Below are 16,257 nucleotides of genomic sequence, written 5' to 3' on the forward strand. Positions count from 1 at the left end.
GCGGCCGTCCCCGCCCCCTTCAGTGGGCGACGCGAGCGGCGCGGGTTATTTGTATTCCATCGGGAAACCGATCGCCGGGGTCGGCAGGTCCACGCCGAACCACTTCTTGAACGACTCGGCGTACATCGGGAATTCAACGCCGGTCATGGCTTCATGCAGGGCGGTGTTGACGAAGTTCAGCCAGTCCTGATCGCCACGTTTGACGGCGCACGCGTAGGTTTGCGGGCTCCAGGCGAACGCGGGCGAACGATAGCGACCGGGGTTCTGCACCATCAGGTATTTCACCGACGACTGATCGGTGGCCGCCGCATCGGCGCGACCGGAGTTGATGGCCTGGTACATCAAGTCGACGCTGTCGTACTGGTCGACCTTCGCCTTGGGCAGCGCCTGATGCACCAGCTCTTCGGCGTAGACGTTCTGCAGCACGGCAACGGTGACGCCATCACCCGCGCCTTTCAGGTCGTCGATTTCCTTGTACTTGCTGTTGGTCGGCAGCAGCAGCGCCACGCCTTCGCGGTAATAAGGCAGCGTGAACGCCACCTGCTGGGCGCGGCTGGCAGTCACCGTGATGAACTGGCAGCTCATGTCGACTTTATCCGTCAGCAGGTTCGGGATTCGCGCGTCGGAGGACTGCACGACAAACTCGACCTTGCTCGGATCATTAAACAAGCCCTTGGCGACGATGCGCGCGATGTCGATATCAAAACCCTGCAACTTGCCGTCCGCACCCTGAAAGTGCCAAGGGGCATTGGTGCTCCCGGTACCCACGATGAGATGGCCGCGCTGCAGGACGTTGTCCAGCTTGCTGTCGGCGGCATATGCCGTCGTTGCCAACGTTGCTGCCGTTATCAGGGCCAATGCAAAAGCTTTCAAAGAAAGGGATCCGCGCCGCATGAGAGAAACTCCGCCGGTTGTATTTATTCCGCTATAGCGGAACCTTGTTTGCCACAACGGAATAGACAGCAGAAAGTGTGCCACAGAGTCAGGCGGTAAAAGAAGCGGCGAGAATCACCGGTGTTTTCAATCACATGGGTTGAAATCCAGGTGCGTGCAGGTCGAAACGCCACGCGGGCTGACCAGACTCCGCGCTACGGATCACCCCACACAGTGCGCACAGGGCCCCATCGGCGTGCACTCCGCGCCAATAACGCGCATCACGGTTTGCGTGCCAAGACCGTTCATCGCGCCAAGGGCACGATCCGCCCGCCAAAGAACCCAATCAGCGCGTTGGTTAAGTAGTGGCATTTTGGTTCATGTTGGCACCCCGCCCATCAGGCTGAACAGGACACCGTCTGGCTGGTTATCCCGACACACCCCTCAATCGAGCTATGTTTTTCTTAATACCGGCCGATTCAGGAGGATGAAGGGAACATTGGCACCGTTACTGCTTCAAACGTCTTTATGAAGCTTTTATGACAGCCGCGTGAATACCCAGGGACGGCGGCACTTTTACGGGTTGTACGGTGGAGGAACCCCAATGAAACAGCGAGCCACAGTCATCTGCCGCAGGGACAACCAGATCCTTTACGTGCGCAAATCCAACGCCCGGTGGAACCTTCCCGGCGGCAAAGTCGAAGCCGATGAATCGCCTGCGCAGGCCGCTGCGCGCGAATTACGTGAAGAGACCGGTCTGATCCTGGAAGACCTGGCGTACATCACTCGCTATAAGGGCGGTGCCGTGTTGCATCACGTGTTCGAAGTGTCGGTGACGATGATCGCCACCCCTGCCCCCCACAACGAAATTGCCGACTGCAAGTGGTTCACCAGCAAAGAGCTGGGCGACCAGAAAGTCAGCCCAGCGGCGAAGTCCATCGTGAAGGCTTTTCTGACCAACGCCATTTATTAAGTGTTGTTGAGAGGCGTTCACAGGTTTTTCACATCGGGGGCGATACTCTTCACTTGCTCCTCCAAGACTGACTTTAAGCCCGCACCCCCCATCGCGGGCTTTTTCTTGCCCAAAATTCCTCCCGCCCCCCTCCTTTTCTCCCTGCCTGATCTATAAACATTCTGACGACCGGGCTTAATTTCGGCATCCGAACGCCGACAGTTAAGTGAGCATATCCAAGGAGCGGCAGATGTTTAATTCCAAAATCAAAAAGCAAATGTCCACTCTGAGCTCGGAGCTGGTCGCGCTGAAAAATTTTCACGACGCCCTCATGCAGCAAATGCTGTCGCTGACCGTGGATGCCGACCTGCGCATCACGGACGCAAACAGCAAATTCTGCGCAGCCATCGGTTACTCCCATGACGAGCTGGTTGGCCAGCCCATGGCGGCGTTCATTCCGACCTACGTCGCAACCCTGCCGTGCTTCCGCGACTTCAAGTTAGCGGCCGTCAACGGCACTGCGGTGACCGACGACTACCGCTTCATCAGCAAAGGCGGTTCGCTGATCTGGATTCACGCCACGTGGTCGCCGCTGAAGGATGATCAGGGCCGTGTGGCCGCCCTCAAGTGTCTGGCCACCAACGTTACCGCCGAAGTCAACAAGGCCCGGGAAAACGAGTCGTTCATCAACGCCCTGCTGCGCTCGACAGCGGTCATCGAATTCGACCTCGGCGGCCACGTGCTGAAGGCTAACCAGTCCTTCCTCCAGGAAATGGGCTACAGCCAGGATCAGATTCTCGGCAAGCACCACAGCCTGTTCTGTGACCCGAAATTCGCCGCCACCGAAGACTACAAAGCGTTCTGGAAACGCCTGAACAACGGCGACTTCGTGGCCGACCGGTTCAAACGCATCAACAGCCGTGGCGAGGACGTGTGGCTGGAAGCGACCTACAACCCGGTCCACGACACCCAGGGCAAGCTTTACAAGGTGGTGAAATTCGCCACTGTCATTACCGATCAGGTACGTCGCGAAGCCGAAATCAGCGTCGCGGCCGGCACGGCCTTCGAGATCTCCCAGCGCACCGACGTCTCGGCGCAGCGCGGGGCAGCGGTGATCAACAACACCGTGGAAACCATGAACGGCATCGCCGACCAGATGCTCTCTGCCTCCCATGGCATGGAAGCGCTGGGCAAGCAGTCGTTGCTGATCAGCACCATCGTGCAAACCATCGGCGGCATCGCCCAACAGACCAACTTGCTCGCCCTCAACGCCGCCATCGAAGCCGCCCGTGCCGGCGAACAGGGCCGGGGGTTCGCCGTGGTGGCCGATGAAGTGCGTCAGCTGGCCGGACGCACCAGCACGGCGACCGAAGAGATTGTCGCGGTGGTGCAGCAGAACCAGAAACTGGTGGATGATGTGGTCAAGGACATGGGCAGTACCCGCGCCCAGGCGGAGCAAGGCCTGTCGCTGGCCAACCAGGCCGGCAGCGTGATCGTTGAGATCCAGGAAGGCGCGCGTCAGGTGGTGGGTGCCGTCCAGCGGTTCAACCACCAGCTCTGACAGCGGCCGCACCCGCCTTTAACTCGGGGTCCCCCATGACAAATGGTCGCAGCGCGCCGAGCGGGAGATACGCTTGCCCTACAAAATGCTAATCTGCGCCACATATGTGGCCCCATCCGGGTATGCCACCCCACGTTGACATGGAGCCGACAATGGCTTTGGATTCCCTGCTCTGCCCGGATTTGCTGACCATCGCAGAGCGTTCTGCGATCGCCGAGGTTGAAGCGACGACGAATATCCTCAGGCTCGTGACGCGGCTGACCGGCATGCGCTTCGCCGGTATTGCCAAGTTCACCGACTCCGAGTGGGTCGCCTGCGCGGTTTATGACGAGATTCACATCGGCATCCAGGAAGGCGAAGTGCTGGAGCTGGAAACCACGCTGTGCAACGAACTGATCGCAAACCCGAAAGCGCTGATCATCCCCAGCATCAGCCAGAGCGAGCGCTATGCGGGTCGCCCGGTGGTCAAGCAATACGCCATCGAGAGCTACATCGGCGTGCCGATCAGCCTGCCCGACGGCCAGCTGTTCGGCGCCTTGTGCCTGCTCGATTCCAAAGCCAGCACCTTCGAAAGCCCGGACCTCGTCGAAACCCTGGGCCTGTTCTCCCGGCTGATCGGCTGCATCGTGTTCTCGCATTACTCCACGGTGAACAAGGTCAGGACGCAGGTCGAGCACGCCTGATCCGGTGATCCTCACCGGCGAGCGGCGGTAGGTGGATAACCAAGACGGTGTTACACTGCCGCGCCTTGAATTCGCATGCGCCGCTTGAGCCTTTCACGGGGTCGCGGCGCGCGCCCCAGACCTGTGCGTCTTCCGGCGCACAGCAAGCGTGGTCGATGCAGGTCGGTCACCCGCTGAACCCGTATCGGACGCTGCTCCCGTTCACCCATCTTCATCAGGTCATGTCGCCGTCATCGGTGACGTGCAGGCTGCTGGTTGGATCACGAGCAATCGCCACCAGGCGTCGAAGGCCATCGCCAATCAGCCCCTTGTAAACAATCCAGGATAAGCAATTGATTTCCACAGCTAACATCACCATGCAGTTTGGCGCCAAGCCGCTGTTCGAGAACGTTTCGGTCAAATTCGGCGGTGGCAACCGCTATGGCCTCATCGGCGCCAATGGCTGTGGCAAGTCCACCTTCATGAAGATCCTCGGCGGCGATCTGGAGCCGTCCGGCGGCCAGGTGATGCTCGAGCCGAACGTGCGCCTGGGTAAATTGCGCCAGGACCAGTTCGCGTACGAAGACTTCTCTGTCATCGACACCGTGATCATGGGTCACGAAGAGCTGTGGAAGGTCAAGGCCGAGCGCGATCGCATCTATTCGCTGCCGGAAATGACCGAAGAAGACGGCATGGCCGTGGCCGAGCTGGAAACCGAATTTGCTGAAATGGACGGCTACACCGCCGAATCCCGCGCCGGCGAGCTGTTGCTCGGTCTGGGCATCGGCATCGAGCAGCACTTCGGCCCGATGAGCGAGGTCTCCCCTGGCTGGAAACTGCGCGTATTGCTGGCCCAGGCGCTGTTCTCCGACCCTGAAGTGCTGTTGCTCGACGAACCAACCAACCACCTGGACATCAACACGATTCGCTGGCTGGAAAACATCCTGACCCAGCGCTCCAGCCTGATGATCATCATTTCTCACGACCGTCACTTCCTCAACAGCGTGTGCACCCACATGGCTGACCTGGATTACGGCGAGCTGCGTCTGTTCCCGGGCAACTACGACGAGTACATGACCGTGGCGACCCAGTCCCGCGAGCAGTTGCTGTCGGACAACGCCAAGAAGAAAGCCCAGATTTCAGAGCTGCAGTCGTTCGTCAGCCGCTTCTCGGCCAACGCCTCGAAAGCCAAGCAGGCCACCTCCCGTGCCAAGGCGATCGACAAGATCCAGCTGGCCGAGGTCAAGCCTTCGAGTCGCGTCAGCCCGTTCATCCGCTTTGATCAGAACAAGAAGCTGCACCGTCAGGCGGTCATCATTGACCAGATGGCCAAAGGCTTCGACGGCAAGCCACTGTTCAAGAACTTCAGCTTCCAGGTTGAAGCCGGCGAGCGCGTTGCGATCATCGGCCCGAACGGGATCGGTAAAACCACCCTGCTGCGCACCTTGGTCAATGAACTGACCCCGGATGCCGGCACGATCAAGTGGACCGATGCCGCAGAGCTGGGTTACTACGCCCAGGACCACGCCCACGACTTCGAAGACGATGTCACCCTCTTCGACTGGATGGGCCAATGGACTCAAGGTGAACAAGTCATTCGTGGCACCCTGGGCCGGATGCTGTTCTCTAACGACGAGATCCTCAAGTCGGTCAAGGTGATCTCCGGTGGTGAGCAAGGCCGCATGCTGTTCGGCAAGCTGATCCTGCAGAAGCCGAACGTGCTGATCATGGACGAGCCGACCAACCACCTGGACATGGAGTCGATCGAGGCGCTGAACCTGGCGCTGGAGAACTACCCGGGCACGCTGATCTTCGTCAGCCACGACCGCGAGTTCGTATCGTCCCTGGCCACTCGCATCATCGAGTTGAGTCCAAGTGGCGTGACCGACTTCAGCGGCACCTACGACGATTACCTGCGCAGCCAGGGCGTCGCGTTCTGATCAGGGCAATCCGCTGACAGAGTGAAGCTGACACCAAGGAGCCCCGTCCACCGTGACGGGGCTTTTTTGTGACAGTGGGACCGGCGTTGGCCGGGAAGACGCCAGGCCAGGCGCCCCCAATCCTGCGGTGTGACCTCCGACGCGTTCCCGGCTAAAGCCGGTCCTACGAAGGCAAATGCGAACACTCGTAGGACCGGCTTTAGCCGGGAACGGGCAAGTCCGGCCGCCGTCTGACCCCGGATAAAAACCGTTAGCCAGCTTTCATTTCCCGACCCCACGGGCGATGATGCGGCACTCCCACCGCTCCAGCGAAGAGTCCCCATGTCTGCCGCCCAGCCGCCTGTTTCGCCTGTCAACACGCCTGCCAGCGACGCCAGTTCGATGGCGATCACCCTGCAAATCATCTCCATCGTCGTCTACACCTTCATTGCCTTCCTGTGCATCGGTCTGCCCATCGCGGTGATGCCCGGTTACGTGCACAACCAGCTGGGTTTCAGCGCGGTGGTCGCGGGGCTGGTGATCGGTGCGCAGTACCTGGCGACGCTGTTGAGTCGCCCGGTGGCCGGGCGTATCTGCGACACCATCGGCACCAAGCGCGCCATCGTTTACGGGCTGTCCGGCATCGCGTTGAGCGGCGTGCTGACCCTGGCGGCGATCCTCCTGGAGCGTTTCGCAGACGTCAGCCTGACAATCCTGATCATCGCCCGCCTGTTTCTCGGCGCGTCCCAGGGCTTGATCGGCGTGGGCACCATCAGCTGGTGCATCGGCCAGGTCGGTTCGGAGCACACCGCCCGCTCGATTTCCTGGAATGGCATTGCGTCATACGGCGCCATCGCCATTGGCGCTCCCCTTGGCGTGGTGATGGTCGGAGCGCTGGGCTTTGCCAGCCTGGGGTTGGTGCTGTTCGTCCTGGCGGCCGGGGCGTTGCTGTTGATCCGCAACAAAACGGCGATCCCGGTGGTGCGCGGCGAGCGCCTGCCGTTCTTCTCGGTGTTCGGCCGGGTGGCGCCGTTTGGCCTGAGCCTGACCCTGTCCTCCATCGGCTACGGCACGCTGACGACGTTCATCACGTTGTTTTACGTGGCCCGTGGCTGGGAAGGCGCGGCCTGGTGCCTGACGGTGTTCGGCATCTGTTTCATCGTCGCGCGTTTGCTGTTCATCAACGCGATCAACCGCTTTGGCGGCTTTCGCTCGGCGATCGTCTGCATCACCGTGGAAACCCTGGGTCTGTTGCTGCTCTGGCTGGCACCCGACACCACCTTCGCCCTGATCGGCGCAGGGCTGACCGGTTTTGGTCTGTCGCTGGTCTATCCCGCGCTGGGCGTCGAAGCCATCAAGCAGGTGCCCAACAGCAGTCGCGGTGCCGGGCTCAGCGCTTACGCGGTGTTCTTCGACCTGGCGCTGGCCATTGCCGGACCGCTGATGGGTGCCGTGGCGCTGGGCATGGGCTATGGCTGGATTTTCTTCTTTGCGGCGTTGTTGTCGGTGGCGGCATTGACACTGGCAGTGGTGCTGTCACGCAGGGCGCCGATCGATACGCGGGTGTAGAGGACGCGCGGTACGGCTTCCCGGCTAGAGCCGGTCCCACCTAAAAGCTGAACTGCCGCCTCGCGTCCCGGTCGGAATAGCACATCCCCCGAACAGGAGTGAGGGCGTGACCCACGACCCCTCTGGCTCGAACGCTACCCCTCCGGACCCGGCCACGTTGCGCGAAGTCCACAAACTGCGCGTGCTGACCGTGAACACCCACAAGGGCTTCACCGCACTGAACCGGCGTTTCATCCTGCCGGAATTGCGTGAAGCCGTGCGCAGCACCGGTGCCGATCTGGTGTTTCTCCAGGAAGTCCTCGGCGGGCATGACCGCCATGCCGCCAAGTACGAAGACTGGCCCGACACGCCGCACTACGAATTTCTCGCCGACAGCATGTGGACGGACTTCGCCTATGGCCGCAACGCGGTTTACCCCGACGGTCATCACGGCAACGCGCTGCTGTCCAAATACCCGATCCTGCATTACCGCAATCTGGACATTTCCATCACCGGGCCGGAGCGCCGCGGACTCTTGCATTGCGTGCTGCAGGTGCCGGGGCATGCGGAAGTCCATGCGATTTGTGTGCACCTCAGCCTGTTGGAGAGCCATCGGCAATTGCAGCTGAACCTGCTCTGCGACCTGCTTGACTCCCTGCCCGAGGACGCCCCGGTGGTCATCGCCGGCGATTTCAACGATTGGCAGCTGCAAGGCAACAAGCGTCTTCAGCGCTGCGGCTATTTACACGAAGCCTTCGAGCGCAGTCAGGGCCGGCTGGCGAAAACGTACCCCGCGCGCTTTCCGATGCTGCGCCTTGACCGTATCTATTTGCGCAACGCCACCAGCCATGATCCGAAAATCCTCGGCACGCGGCCGTGGACGCATTTGTCCGATCACCTGCCGCTGGCGGTCGAAGTGCATCTGTAATGAGCTACGCCGTCATTTATCCGGATCGATCAGGGGAACCGTGGCGTCACGATCAAACTGGGAGCCCGGGTCTTCGTTCCCCGGATCCATATCGGCATCGAGTTCCGTTTCCGGCTCATCGGGCTGATGCCCGGGGTGCGGTGCAAGCGGCGCAGCATCGGGGGAGTGAGATTGCATGGCAGTTTCCTCGTTTCGGTAGGTTTGCTGAAGACTCTATTCAATGCGTGGAGCTTAGCAGGCGCCTCAGGTGCAACAAGACCTGTCGACACTATCAAGAACACCTATGGCAATCAGCAGTCAGTAAACAAGCCTCGCCGCTTTCCTCGCGCGGTTCCTTATCGGGCGAAGACGGCGTCATGAGCCGCGCATCCAGACACGCCTCACCGCACAGGAAATAATCCCCATGAGTCTGCACGACAAGATCATCGGCCGCCTCGGCTTTGGCTCCGCGCCCTTGGGCAATATGTTTCGCACCATTGACGAAGACGAAGCGGCAGCCACCGTTCAATCCGCCTGGGACCAGGGCATCCGCTATTTCGACACCGCACCCATCTACGGCGCCGGCCTGTCCGAGCAGCGGGTGGGCAAGGCACTGGCGGGCATCCCCCGCGACCAGTACACCTTGAGCACCAAAGTCGGCCGGCTGATTTCCGATGAGATCGACACCGAAACGCGCAGTGGTCCTTTCGCCGAAGGCCTGAAAAACAAGATTGTCACCGACTACTCCGCCGACGCCACGTTGCGTTCCATTGAAGCGAGCCTGAAACGGCTGAACACCGACCGACTGGATATCGTGTTTGTCCACGACGTCGCCCAGGACGCCCATGGCGATGCCTGGATCGAGCATTTCAACATCGGCCGCACCGGCGCTTTCCGCGCCCTCACCCGCCTGCGCGAAGAAGGCGTGATCAAGGCCTGGGGCCTGGGCGTTAACCGCGTCGAGCCGTGCGAACTGACCCTGGACCTGGAAGAAGCCCAGCCCGACGGCTTCCTGCTCGCTGGCCGTTATTCCCTGCTCGACCATGACCAGCCGCTGCAACGGCTGTTCGACAAGGCCCGTCAGCACAACGCCGAGTTCGTCGTCGGCGGGCCTTACAGCTCCGGCGTGCTGGTGGGCGGCAAGCATTTCGAGTACCAGGAAGCGTCCCAGGCGATGCTCGACAAGGTCGCGCACATTCAGGAAATCGCTCGGCAGTATCAGGTCGACATCAAGTCCGCAGCGCTGCAGTTCGTTCTCGCCAACCCCCTGGTGGCGGCGGTGATTCCGGGCGCGAGCCGGCCGTCGCGGATCATCGAAGACGTTACTGCGCTCAACGCACAGGTGCCGGATGGTTTCTGGCAAGCCATGCGCGATCAGGGCTTCATTGCCCTGCAGGCGCCGGTCCCCGGCAAAGACTGATATCGTGGCCAATGACGCCGGGCCAGACGCCCGGCTTTGTTCCCTGCGCGAGATCTGTCCATGCGAATTCTGATCGTCAACGTCAACACCACCGCATCCATGACCGAGACCATCGCCGAGCAGGCCCGCAGCGTGGCCTCGCCCGGCACCGAGATCATTGGTCTGACCCCGCGCTTCGGCGCCGAGTCGGTGGAAGGCAATTTTGAAAGTTACCTGGCGGCCATCGCGGTGATGGACCGGGTCATGTCCTACGAAGGGCCTTATGACGCGGTGATTCAGGCCGGTTACGGCGAGCATGGCCGCGAAGGCTTGCAGGAGCTGCTCGACGTGCCGGTGGTGGACATCACCGAAGCGGCGGCCAGCCTGGCGATGCTGCTGGGGCATAAATACGCGGTGGTCACCACGCTGGACCGCACCGTGCCGCTGATCGAAGACCGCCTGAAGCTGGCCGGGGTGTACGAGCGCTGCGCCTCGGTGCGGGCCAGCGGCATGAGCGTGCTGGAGCTGGAGGAATCGCCGGAGCGTGCGGTCAAGGCCATCGTCGAGCAGGCCATCGAAGCGGTGAACCGGGACAAGGCCGAGGTGATCTGCCTGGGCTGTGGCGGCATGGCCGGGCTGGATCAACTCATCCGCGAACGCGCTGGCGTGCCCGTGGTGGATGGCGTGACCGCGGCGGTGGCACTGGCGGAATCGCTGGTGCGCCTGGGACTGAAGACCTCCAAAGTGCGGACCTACGCCACGCCACGGCCGAAGAAGATCGTCGGTTGGCCGTTTAAGCTCTAAGCCGGTGGTGTTGAGCTCACGCCGATGGCGCTGCAAACACATACCTTGTGGGAGCGAGCTTGCTCGCGAAGACGGCATTCCAGCCGCTGAAGATCAAGTGAATGTACCGCCTCTTCGTGAGCAAGCTCACTCCCACAGGTGTTGCGTCCGTCCAGTTACTGCGAGGTGCCAATACATCTCCGGCGCACCACCGCTGCATTCGCCTCCACCCGCCGAATCGTTTAGTATCCCCGCCGCCGGTTTCCACTCGGAATTAATAGGGAATCCCGGGCGCGTCATCGCGCTTAAACGGAACTGTCCCCGCAACTGTAGGCGCCGAGCCCTGCTTCCTGTTTGCCACTGGGTCACCCCGGGAAGGCCGAAGCATGGCAATGAAGCGCCAGTCAGGAGACCTGCCGGCCAGCATATTCATTCACCGGCGGGGTGTCCGGGGAAGGACTCCCGTTCGTGCGTCGTTTCGCGCACGCTGTGCGCGCCCCCACTTTCAGGGCGCCTGCCGGGATGGACTTTCCAGCGCCTGCTTCGCCAAGCAATCAGGCTTTCTGGAGATCGCTGTTCATGCCGCTGCGCCGCCTCGCCGCCCTGTTCGTCACGCTGACCTTGCCCACCGCCGCGCTCGCGGCGTCGACGGCCTACCCCTTGACCGTGGACAACTGTGGCCAAGCGCTGACGTTCAACCACGCGCCGCAGAAAACCGTGACCATCGGCCAGGCCGCCACCGAAATGCTCTATGCCCTTGGCCTGGGCCCGAAGGTCGTGGGCACGTCACTGTGGTTCAACCCCGTCCTGCCCCAGTACCAAGCCCTCAACGACGGCATCGAGCGCCTGGCCGACAATGCGCCGAGCTTCGAATCGGTGATCGGCAAACGCCCGGATTTCGTCCCGGTGCAGTTTGAGTGGATGGTCGGCCCACAGGGCGCGGTCGGCACCCGCGAGCAGTTTCGCGACTTGGGCATCCCCACCTATATCCTGCCGTCCGACTGCGAGGGCAAGAACAACCGGGTCGGCGCCGACGGCACGCGCCTCGAAGCCTTCCGCATCGAAACGCTGTACAAAAGCCTCGGTCAGCTGGCGCAGATCTTCGATGTGCAAGACCGTGGCGAGCCCCTGATCGCGGATTATCAGGGGCGGCTGGCCAAAGCTGTGGCGCAGGCAAAAGCCCATGCCAACCCACCCGTCTCGGCGGTGTTCTGGTTTTCCAGCCCTGACATCAACGTCGATCCGTACGTGGCCGGGCGCAAGGGCATTCCCAACTTCATGCTCGACACCCTCGGCATGCGCAACGTCATCGACTCCGATGAGGAATGGCCGACCGTGGGCTGGGAAACCATCGCAAAGGCCAACCCGACCGTGCTGGTCATCGCGCGCATGGACCGCCGCCGCTTCCCGGCTGACGATCACGAGAAGAAGCTGGCCTTCCTCCGCTCTGATCCGGTCACCCGCAATATGGATGCAGTGAAAAACAATCGCATCGTGATCATGGACGCCAGCGCCATGGAGTCCAGCGTGCGGCTGTTTGACGGTATCGAACAGCTGGCCGGGGCCACTCTCGCGCCATGACGTCTGTCGGCATGCTCCGGTCGAGCGTCGTCCGCATCTTCGGGCATGGCGCTTGGGCCATCGCATTACTGGCGTTGGCGGTGCTCGCGGGCGTGGCGATTGGCGAGACGTCGATCAGCCTGCCGGTGATCGTTCAGGTAATGGCGAACAAGCTGTGGGCCGCGGGTTTTCCTCTGGACCCGATCGATGAGGGCATTGTCTGGAATTACCGGCTGACCCGGGCCATCGTTGCCGCCACCTGCGGCGCAGGGCTGGCGGTGTCGGGCGTGGTTTTGCAATCGCTGCTGCGCAACCCCCTGGCCGACCCCTACTTGCTGGGCATTTCTGCCGGTGCTTCAACCGGCGCGGTCTTGGTGGCGATCATCGGCATCGGTGCCGGGACGATCTCCCTGTCCACCGGCGCCTTTGCCGGGGCGATTGCCGCCTTTGCGCTGGTCGCCCTGCTCGCCCGCTCCTCTCGGGGGCAGACCGCTGCGGGCCAGATCATCCTGGCGGGCATTGCCGGGTCCCAGCTGTTCAACGCCCTGACGTCCTTCCTGATCACCAAGTCGGCCAATGCCGAGCAGGCCCGCGGGATCATGTTCTGGCTGCTGGGCAATCTCAGCGGCGTGCGCTGGTCGTCGGTGGCGCTGTCGGTGCCGGTCGTGGTCCTCGGCTTGCTGGTGTGCCTGTGGCATCGGCGCGCGCTGGATGCGTTCACGTTTGGCAGCGATTCGGCCGCGTCCCTGGGCATTCCGGTGCGCCGGGTGCAGGCGGTGCTGATCCTCACCGCCGCACTGATGACGGCGGTGATGGTGTCGATTGTCGGCTCCATCGGCTTCGTCGGTCTGGTGATTCCCCATGCGGTGCGCCTGGTGGCGGGCGTGCGCCATGCCCGGTTGCTGCCCTTGAGCGCCCTGATCGGCGCGCTGTTCATGATTGCCGCCGATGTGCTGTCGCGCACGTTGATCAAGGGTCAGGTGTTGCCGATCGGGGTCATCACGGCGCTGGTGGGCGCGCCGGTGTTTGCCATGATTCTGGTCCGCGGGAATCGTCCTCGATGAACGCGCGTCAGGAGGTGTCCGGCGCCATGCTCGAAGGCAGCGACCTGAGTTACTCGGTCAAGGGCGCGCCACTGCTCAGCGGGGTAAGCCTGGCGATTCGGCCGGGGGAAAACCTGGGGGTCGTCGGGCCCAATGGCTCGGGGAAGTCGACGCTGCTGAAGTTGCTGGCGGGGATTCAAACGCCGTCCCAGGGCGACGTTCGCCTGGGTGGGCAGCGCTTGTCGGCGTTGAGCCGGCGAGACATTGCGCGGCAGGTGGCGGTGGTGGAGCAGCATGCGCAGACGGGTGATTCGATCAGTCTGTTGCAGGCGGTTGAGCTGGGCCGTACGCCGTGGCTGTCGGCGCTGGCGCCGTGGGGTGAGCTTGATGACCGGATTGTGGCGCAGGCGCTGGCGGATGTGAGTGTGCAGCATCTGGCGCATCGGGCGTGGCATACGTTGTCGGGCGGGGAGCAGCAGCGGGGGCATATTGCGCGGGCGCTGGCGCAGCGGCCGCAGGTGTTGCTGCTGGATGAGCCGACGAATCATTTGGATATTCAGCAGCAGTTGTCGATTTTGCGGTTGGTTCAGCAGTTGCCGGTGACGACGGTGGTGGCGTTGCATGATTTGAATCAGGCGTTGGGGTGTGATCGTCTGGCGGTGATGGACGGGGGGCGTTTGGTGGCGCTGGGTTCGCCGTTTGATGTGTTGTCGCCGGAGCTATTGAGTGACGTGTTTGGGGTGCGGGGGCATTGGTTGGTTGATCCGTTTGATGGGGCACACGTGTTGAGGCTGAGGGCGCCAGGATCAACGGCGTCGGCCTAACGGCCTCGTTTTCGCCTTCGGCGAGTTACTTGGAAAAGCACCCCAAGTAACCAAGGGTGCTTGCTCCTGGTTGGGCCCTTCGTTCCTCAGGGTTCCCTCACTCCGGTCTCGCTCCGTGGGCCCGCGCCGAACGGGCATCCATGCCCTGACGGCGCTCTCGCCGCATCCATGCGGCTCGACCCACTGCGCGTCGTCTGCGTTCGGCCTGCACCCAAGTCGCGATTGGCGGTGACTGGGATTTTTGCGTATGAAGATCAAAAGCAGATCAAGATCAAAAGCAGATCAAGATCAAAAGCTTCCCGGCTGAAGCCGGTCCTACAGTCCGAGCCAATCCCACAGGCTGCACGCGCTGCTGTTAGTGGGACCGGCTTTAGCCGGGAAGGGGCCGGTTTGGGCACCATCAATCTTGCGGTTCTATGCCTGATCGTTCCCACGCTCCGCGTGGTGGTGACTGGGCTTTTTGCGCATGAAGATCAAAAGCAGATCAAGATCAAAAGCTTCCCGGCTGAAGCCGGTCCTACAGTCCGAGCCAATCCCACAGGCTGCACGCGCTGCTGTTAATGGGACCGGCTTTAGCCGGGAAGGGGCCGGTTTGGGCACCATCAATCTTGCGGTGCTATGCCTGATCGTTCCCAAGCTCCGCGTGGTGGTGACTGGGCTTTTTGCGCATGAAGATCAAAAGCAGATCAAGATCAAAAGCTTCCCGGCTGAAGCCGGTCCTACAGTCCGAGCCAATCCCACAGGCTGCACGCGCTGCTGTTAGTGGGACCGGCTTTAGCCGGGAAGGGGCCGGTTTGGGCACCATCAATCTTGCGGTTCTATGCCTGATCGTTCCCACGCTCCGCGTGGTAATGCCGCCTCTGACGCTCCGCGTCCCACCGGAACTGGCACTTTCAGTAAGCCCTGAGGAGCGTCAGCCCCGCTCTATTTCCCGGCCAATTCCATGATCATCGCTGCGGTGAGGTAGAGCCTCGGGGCGATGCTGGTGAGGTCGATGTATTCGTCGTCGGCGTGGAGGCCGGCGCCGACGACGCCCATGGTTTCGAGGACGGCGGGTTTCTGGCTGTTTGGGACGTAGGCGTAACCGGCGTCGGTGCCGAAGCGCATGGCGATGGGTTCGAGGGTGCGGCCGGTTTTGGCGTAGATCGCTTGCGCGGTTTTGGCGAGGTCGTCAGTGGCGGGGTTTTTCGCCAGCGGCGGGCGGCCTTTGTCGAGGCGGAAGGTGACGTCGGTGCCGTCGATCATTTTGCCTTGGACGATGCGTTGTCCGTCGGCGAGTACGCGGTCGGATTCGCTCAGGTCGGAGTAGCGCATGTCGCCTTCGGCCGCGGCGCTGGAGGGGATGATGTTGCGCTTCTCGCCGCCTTTGATCAGCGTCCAGTTGACCGTGGTGCCCTTGGCGGGGTCGCCCAGGTCCTTGAGCTGCACCAGTTGGTGGGCCAGTTCCATGGCGGCGTTGCGGCCGGCTTCCGGGGCCGAACCGGCGTGGGAAGACTTGCCTTTGACGTCGACGAACACGCCGTTGATGCCGTTGGTCGCGACCGTCACGGCGTCCTTGTCCGGTGGCTCGAACGAGAACACGTAGTCGTGCTTGCGGGCGAGTTCGGCGATGAGGGTTTTCGAGCCGGCCGAGCCCGTTTCTTCGTCAGGGTTGAACAGCACGGTGATCGTGCCGAAGTCCTTGAATTTCTCGTCCTCGAGCAGCTTCAAGGTATGCAGCACCATGGCCACGCCACCTTTGGCGTCGGCGACGCCGGGGCCGTACGCATGCTCTCCATCGACGCGGAAAGGTCGCTTGGCCGCAGTGCCCGGGCCGAACACGGTGTCGTAATGGATCATCAGCAGAAAGGATTTGCTGCCCGTGCCCTTGAGGGTGCCGACGATGTTATCGCCTGCCGAGGGTGTCGCCGGTGTGGTCTCGACTGATGCACCCAAGGCCTTAAGCCTTTCGACCAGCACCGCGCTGACCATTTTCAGGCCCGCCGCCTGACCCGTCCCGGTGTCGATGTTGACCAGTTGCTTGACCGTGGCCAGATAGGGTTTTTGCTCGGCTTCGGCCTTCTTCAATAACTGCTCGGGGGAGACATCGGCGGCGTAGGCGCTGCAGGCAAAAAGGGCGGCGAGGATGGAAGCGCTCAGGGCGGTACGTCGAACGTGCATGCTGGATCCCTCAGATGATGGTCGAGTTGTTGTGATGTCCATGGAACCACATCGTTCCGGCAGGCG

Annotated in this window: 13 protein-coding genes, 2 pseudogenes and 1 riboswitch; of the genes and pseudogenes, 12 read left to right on the plus strand and 3 right to left on the minus strand. The window is 62.1% G+C overall.

The annotated features are described in order from the left end of the window. Positions 1–45 precede the first annotated feature (45 nt). A complete protein-coding gene (locus tag IFT99_RS09710) occupies positions 46–894 on the minus strand; it encodes a transporter substrate-binding domain-containing protein (RefSeq protein ID WP_192131899.1) in 849 nt (282 codons plus the stop codon). A gap of 583 nt (positions 895–1,477) precedes the next feature. Here IFT99_RS09710 and IFT99_RS09715 point away from each other — a divergent pair. From IFT99_RS09715 to IFT99_RS09740, 7 genes and pseudogenes are all read left to right on the plus strand, one after another. Continuing rightward, on the plus strand, positions 1,478–1,846 hold the full coding sequence (locus IFT99_RS09715; RefSeq protein ID WP_192131901.1) for an NUDIX hydrolase: 369 nt from the start codon (positions 1,478–1,480) through the stop codon (positions 1,844–1,846). Positions 1,847–2,165: 319 nt separating this feature from the next. Continuing rightward, a pseudogene (locus IFT99_RS26755) lies at positions 2,166–2,852 on the plus strand (PAS domain-containing protein); the annotation flags it as partial. 102 nt (positions 2,853–2,954) lie between these two features. Next, a pseudogene (locus tag IFT99_RS26760) lies at positions 2,955–3,386 on the plus strand (methyl-accepting chemotaxis protein); the annotation flags it as partial. A 152-nt stretch (positions 3,387–3,538) separates the two neighbouring features. Beyond that, positions 3,539–4,069 (plus strand): GAF domain-containing protein, encoded by a 531-nt coding sequence (locus IFT99_RS09725; protein ID WP_065990408.1) that lies wholly within the window; start codon positions 3,539–3,541, stop codon positions 4,067–4,069. Positions 4,070–4,401: 332 nt separating this feature from the next. Further along, entirely contained in the window at positions 4,402–5,988 is a 1,587-nt protein-coding gene (locus IFT99_RS09730) for an ABC-F family ATPase (protein ID WP_074883050.1), read from the plus strand. Between the two features lie 321 nt (positions 5,989–6,309). Next, positions 6,310–7,536, plus strand: a complete 1,227-nt coding sequence (locus tag IFT99_RS09735; protein ID WP_192131903.1) for an MFS transporter — start codon at positions 6,310–6,312, stop codon at positions 7,534–7,536. A 157-nt stretch (positions 7,537–7,693) separates the two neighbouring features. Beyond that, the gene (locus tag IFT99_RS09740) at positions 7,694–8,443 is read left to right on the plus strand and encodes an endonuclease/exonuclease/phosphatase family protein (RefSeq protein ID WP_197985933.1); all 750 of its coding nucleotides are present in this window, start codon (positions 7,694–7,696) and stop codon (positions 8,441–8,443) included. Positions 8,444–8,455: 12 nt separating this feature from the next. Here the strand turns inward: IFT99_RS09740 and IFT99_RS09745 are convergent, their stop codons facing one another. After that, positions 8,456–8,620, minus strand: a complete 165-nt coding sequence (locus IFT99_RS09745) for a hypothetical protein (protein ID WP_167355805.1) — start codon at positions 8,618–8,620, stop codon at positions 8,456–8,458. Positions 8,621–8,846: 226 nt separating this feature from the next. Here IFT99_RS09745 and IFT99_RS09750 point away from each other — a divergent pair, with 226 nt between their 5' ends. The 5 genes from IFT99_RS09750 (at position 8,847) to IFT99_RS09770 (ending at position 14,031) form a co-directional block, all read left to right on the plus strand. Then, entirely contained in the window at positions 8,847–9,842 is a 996-nt protein-coding gene (locus IFT99_RS09750) for an aldo/keto reductase (protein WP_192131907.1), read from the plus strand. A 60-nt stretch (positions 9,843–9,902) separates the two neighbouring features. Further along, positions 9,903–10,625, plus strand: coding sequence for an aspartate/glutamate racemase family protein (locus IFT99_RS09755; RefSeq protein ID WP_192131909.1), 723 nt, complete (start codon positions 9,903–9,905; stop codon positions 10,623–10,625). Positions 10,626–10,845: 220 nt separating this feature from the next. Then, a riboswitch (cobalamin riboswitch) is annotated at positions 10,846–11,039 on the plus strand. A gap of 144 nt (positions 11,040–11,183) precedes the next feature. Next, entirely contained in the window at positions 11,184–12,185 is a 1,002-nt protein-coding gene (locus tag IFT99_RS09760) for an ABC transporter substrate-binding protein (protein ID WP_192131911.1), read from the plus strand. Between the two features lie 11 nt (positions 12,186–12,196). Continuing rightward, positions 12,197–13,228, plus strand: coding sequence for a FecCD family ABC transporter permease (locus IFT99_RS09765; RefSeq protein WP_192131913.1), 1,032 nt, complete (start codon positions 12,197–12,199; stop codon positions 13,226–13,228). Then, positions 13,225–14,031, plus strand: a complete 807-nt coding sequence (locus IFT99_RS09770; RefSeq protein WP_192131915.1) for an ABC transporter ATP-binding protein — start codon at positions 13,225–13,227, stop codon at positions 14,029–14,031. Before IFT99_RS09765 ends, IFT99_RS09770 begins: the two co-directional genes overlap by 4 nt. Before the next feature lie 924 nt (positions 14,032–14,955). Here IFT99_RS09770 and IFT99_RS09775 read toward each other — a convergent pair. Further along, positions 14,956–16,191, minus strand: coding sequence for a M20/M25/M40 family metallo-hydrolase (locus tag IFT99_RS09775; protein ID WP_192131917.1), 1,236 nt, complete (start codon positions 16,189–16,191; stop codon positions 14,956–14,958). Positions 16,192–16,257 lie beyond the last annotated feature (66 nt).

Source organism: Pseudomonas sp. CFBP 8772, assembly GCF_014841665.1.
Taxonomy (GTDB): Bacteria; Pseudomonadota; Gammaproteobacteria; order Pseudomonadales; family Pseudomonadaceae; genus Aquipseudomonas; species Aquipseudomonas graminis_B.

Excerpts from the sequence above, each read along its gene's own strand:
- IFT99_RS09715 (WP_192131901.1), top strand. The coding sequence starts at position 1,478 with ATGAAACAGCGAGCCACAGTCATCTGCCGCAGGGACAACCAGATCCTT.
- IFT99_RS09735 (WP_192131903.1), top strand. The coding sequence starts at position 6,310 with ATGTCTGCCGCCCAGCCGCCTGTTTCGCCTGTCAACACGCCTGCCAGC.
- IFT99_RS09760 (WP_192131911.1), top strand. The coding sequence starts at position 11,184 with ATGCCGCTGCGCCGCCTCGCCGCCCTGTTCGTCACGCTGACCTTGCCC.
- IFT99_RS09750 (WP_192131907.1), top strand. The coding sequence starts at position 8,847 with ATGAGTCTGCACGACAAGATCATCGGCCGCCTCGGCTTTGGCTCCGCG.
- IFT99_RS09745 (WP_167355805.1), bottom strand. The coding sequence starts at position 8,620 with ATGCAATCTCACTCCCCCGATGCTGCGCCGCTTGCACCGCACCCCGGG.
- IFT99_RS09765 (WP_192131913.1), top strand. The coding sequence starts at position 12,197 with ATGCTCCGGTCGAGCGTCGTCCGCATCTTCGGGCATGGCGCTTGGGCC.
- IFT99_RS09770 (WP_192131915.1), top strand. The coding sequence starts at position 13,225 with ATGAACGCGCGTCAGGAGGTGTCCGGCGCCATGCTCGAAGGCAGCGAC.
- IFT99_RS09710 (WP_192131899.1), bottom strand. The coding sequence starts at position 894 with ATGCGGCGCGGATCCCTTTCTTTGAAAGCTTTTGCATTGGCCCTGATA.
- IFT99_RS09775 (WP_192131917.1), bottom strand. The coding sequence starts at position 16,191 with ATGCACGTTCGACGTACCGCCCTGAGCGCTTCCATCCTCGCCGCCCTT.
- IFT99_RS09755 (WP_192131909.1), top strand. The coding sequence starts at position 9,903 with ATGCGAATTCTGATCGTCAACGTCAACACCACCGCATCCATGACCGAG.
- IFT99_RS09725 (WP_065990408.1), top strand. The coding sequence starts at position 3,539 with ATGGCTTTGGATTCCCTGCTCTGCCCGGATTTGCTGACCATCGCAGAG.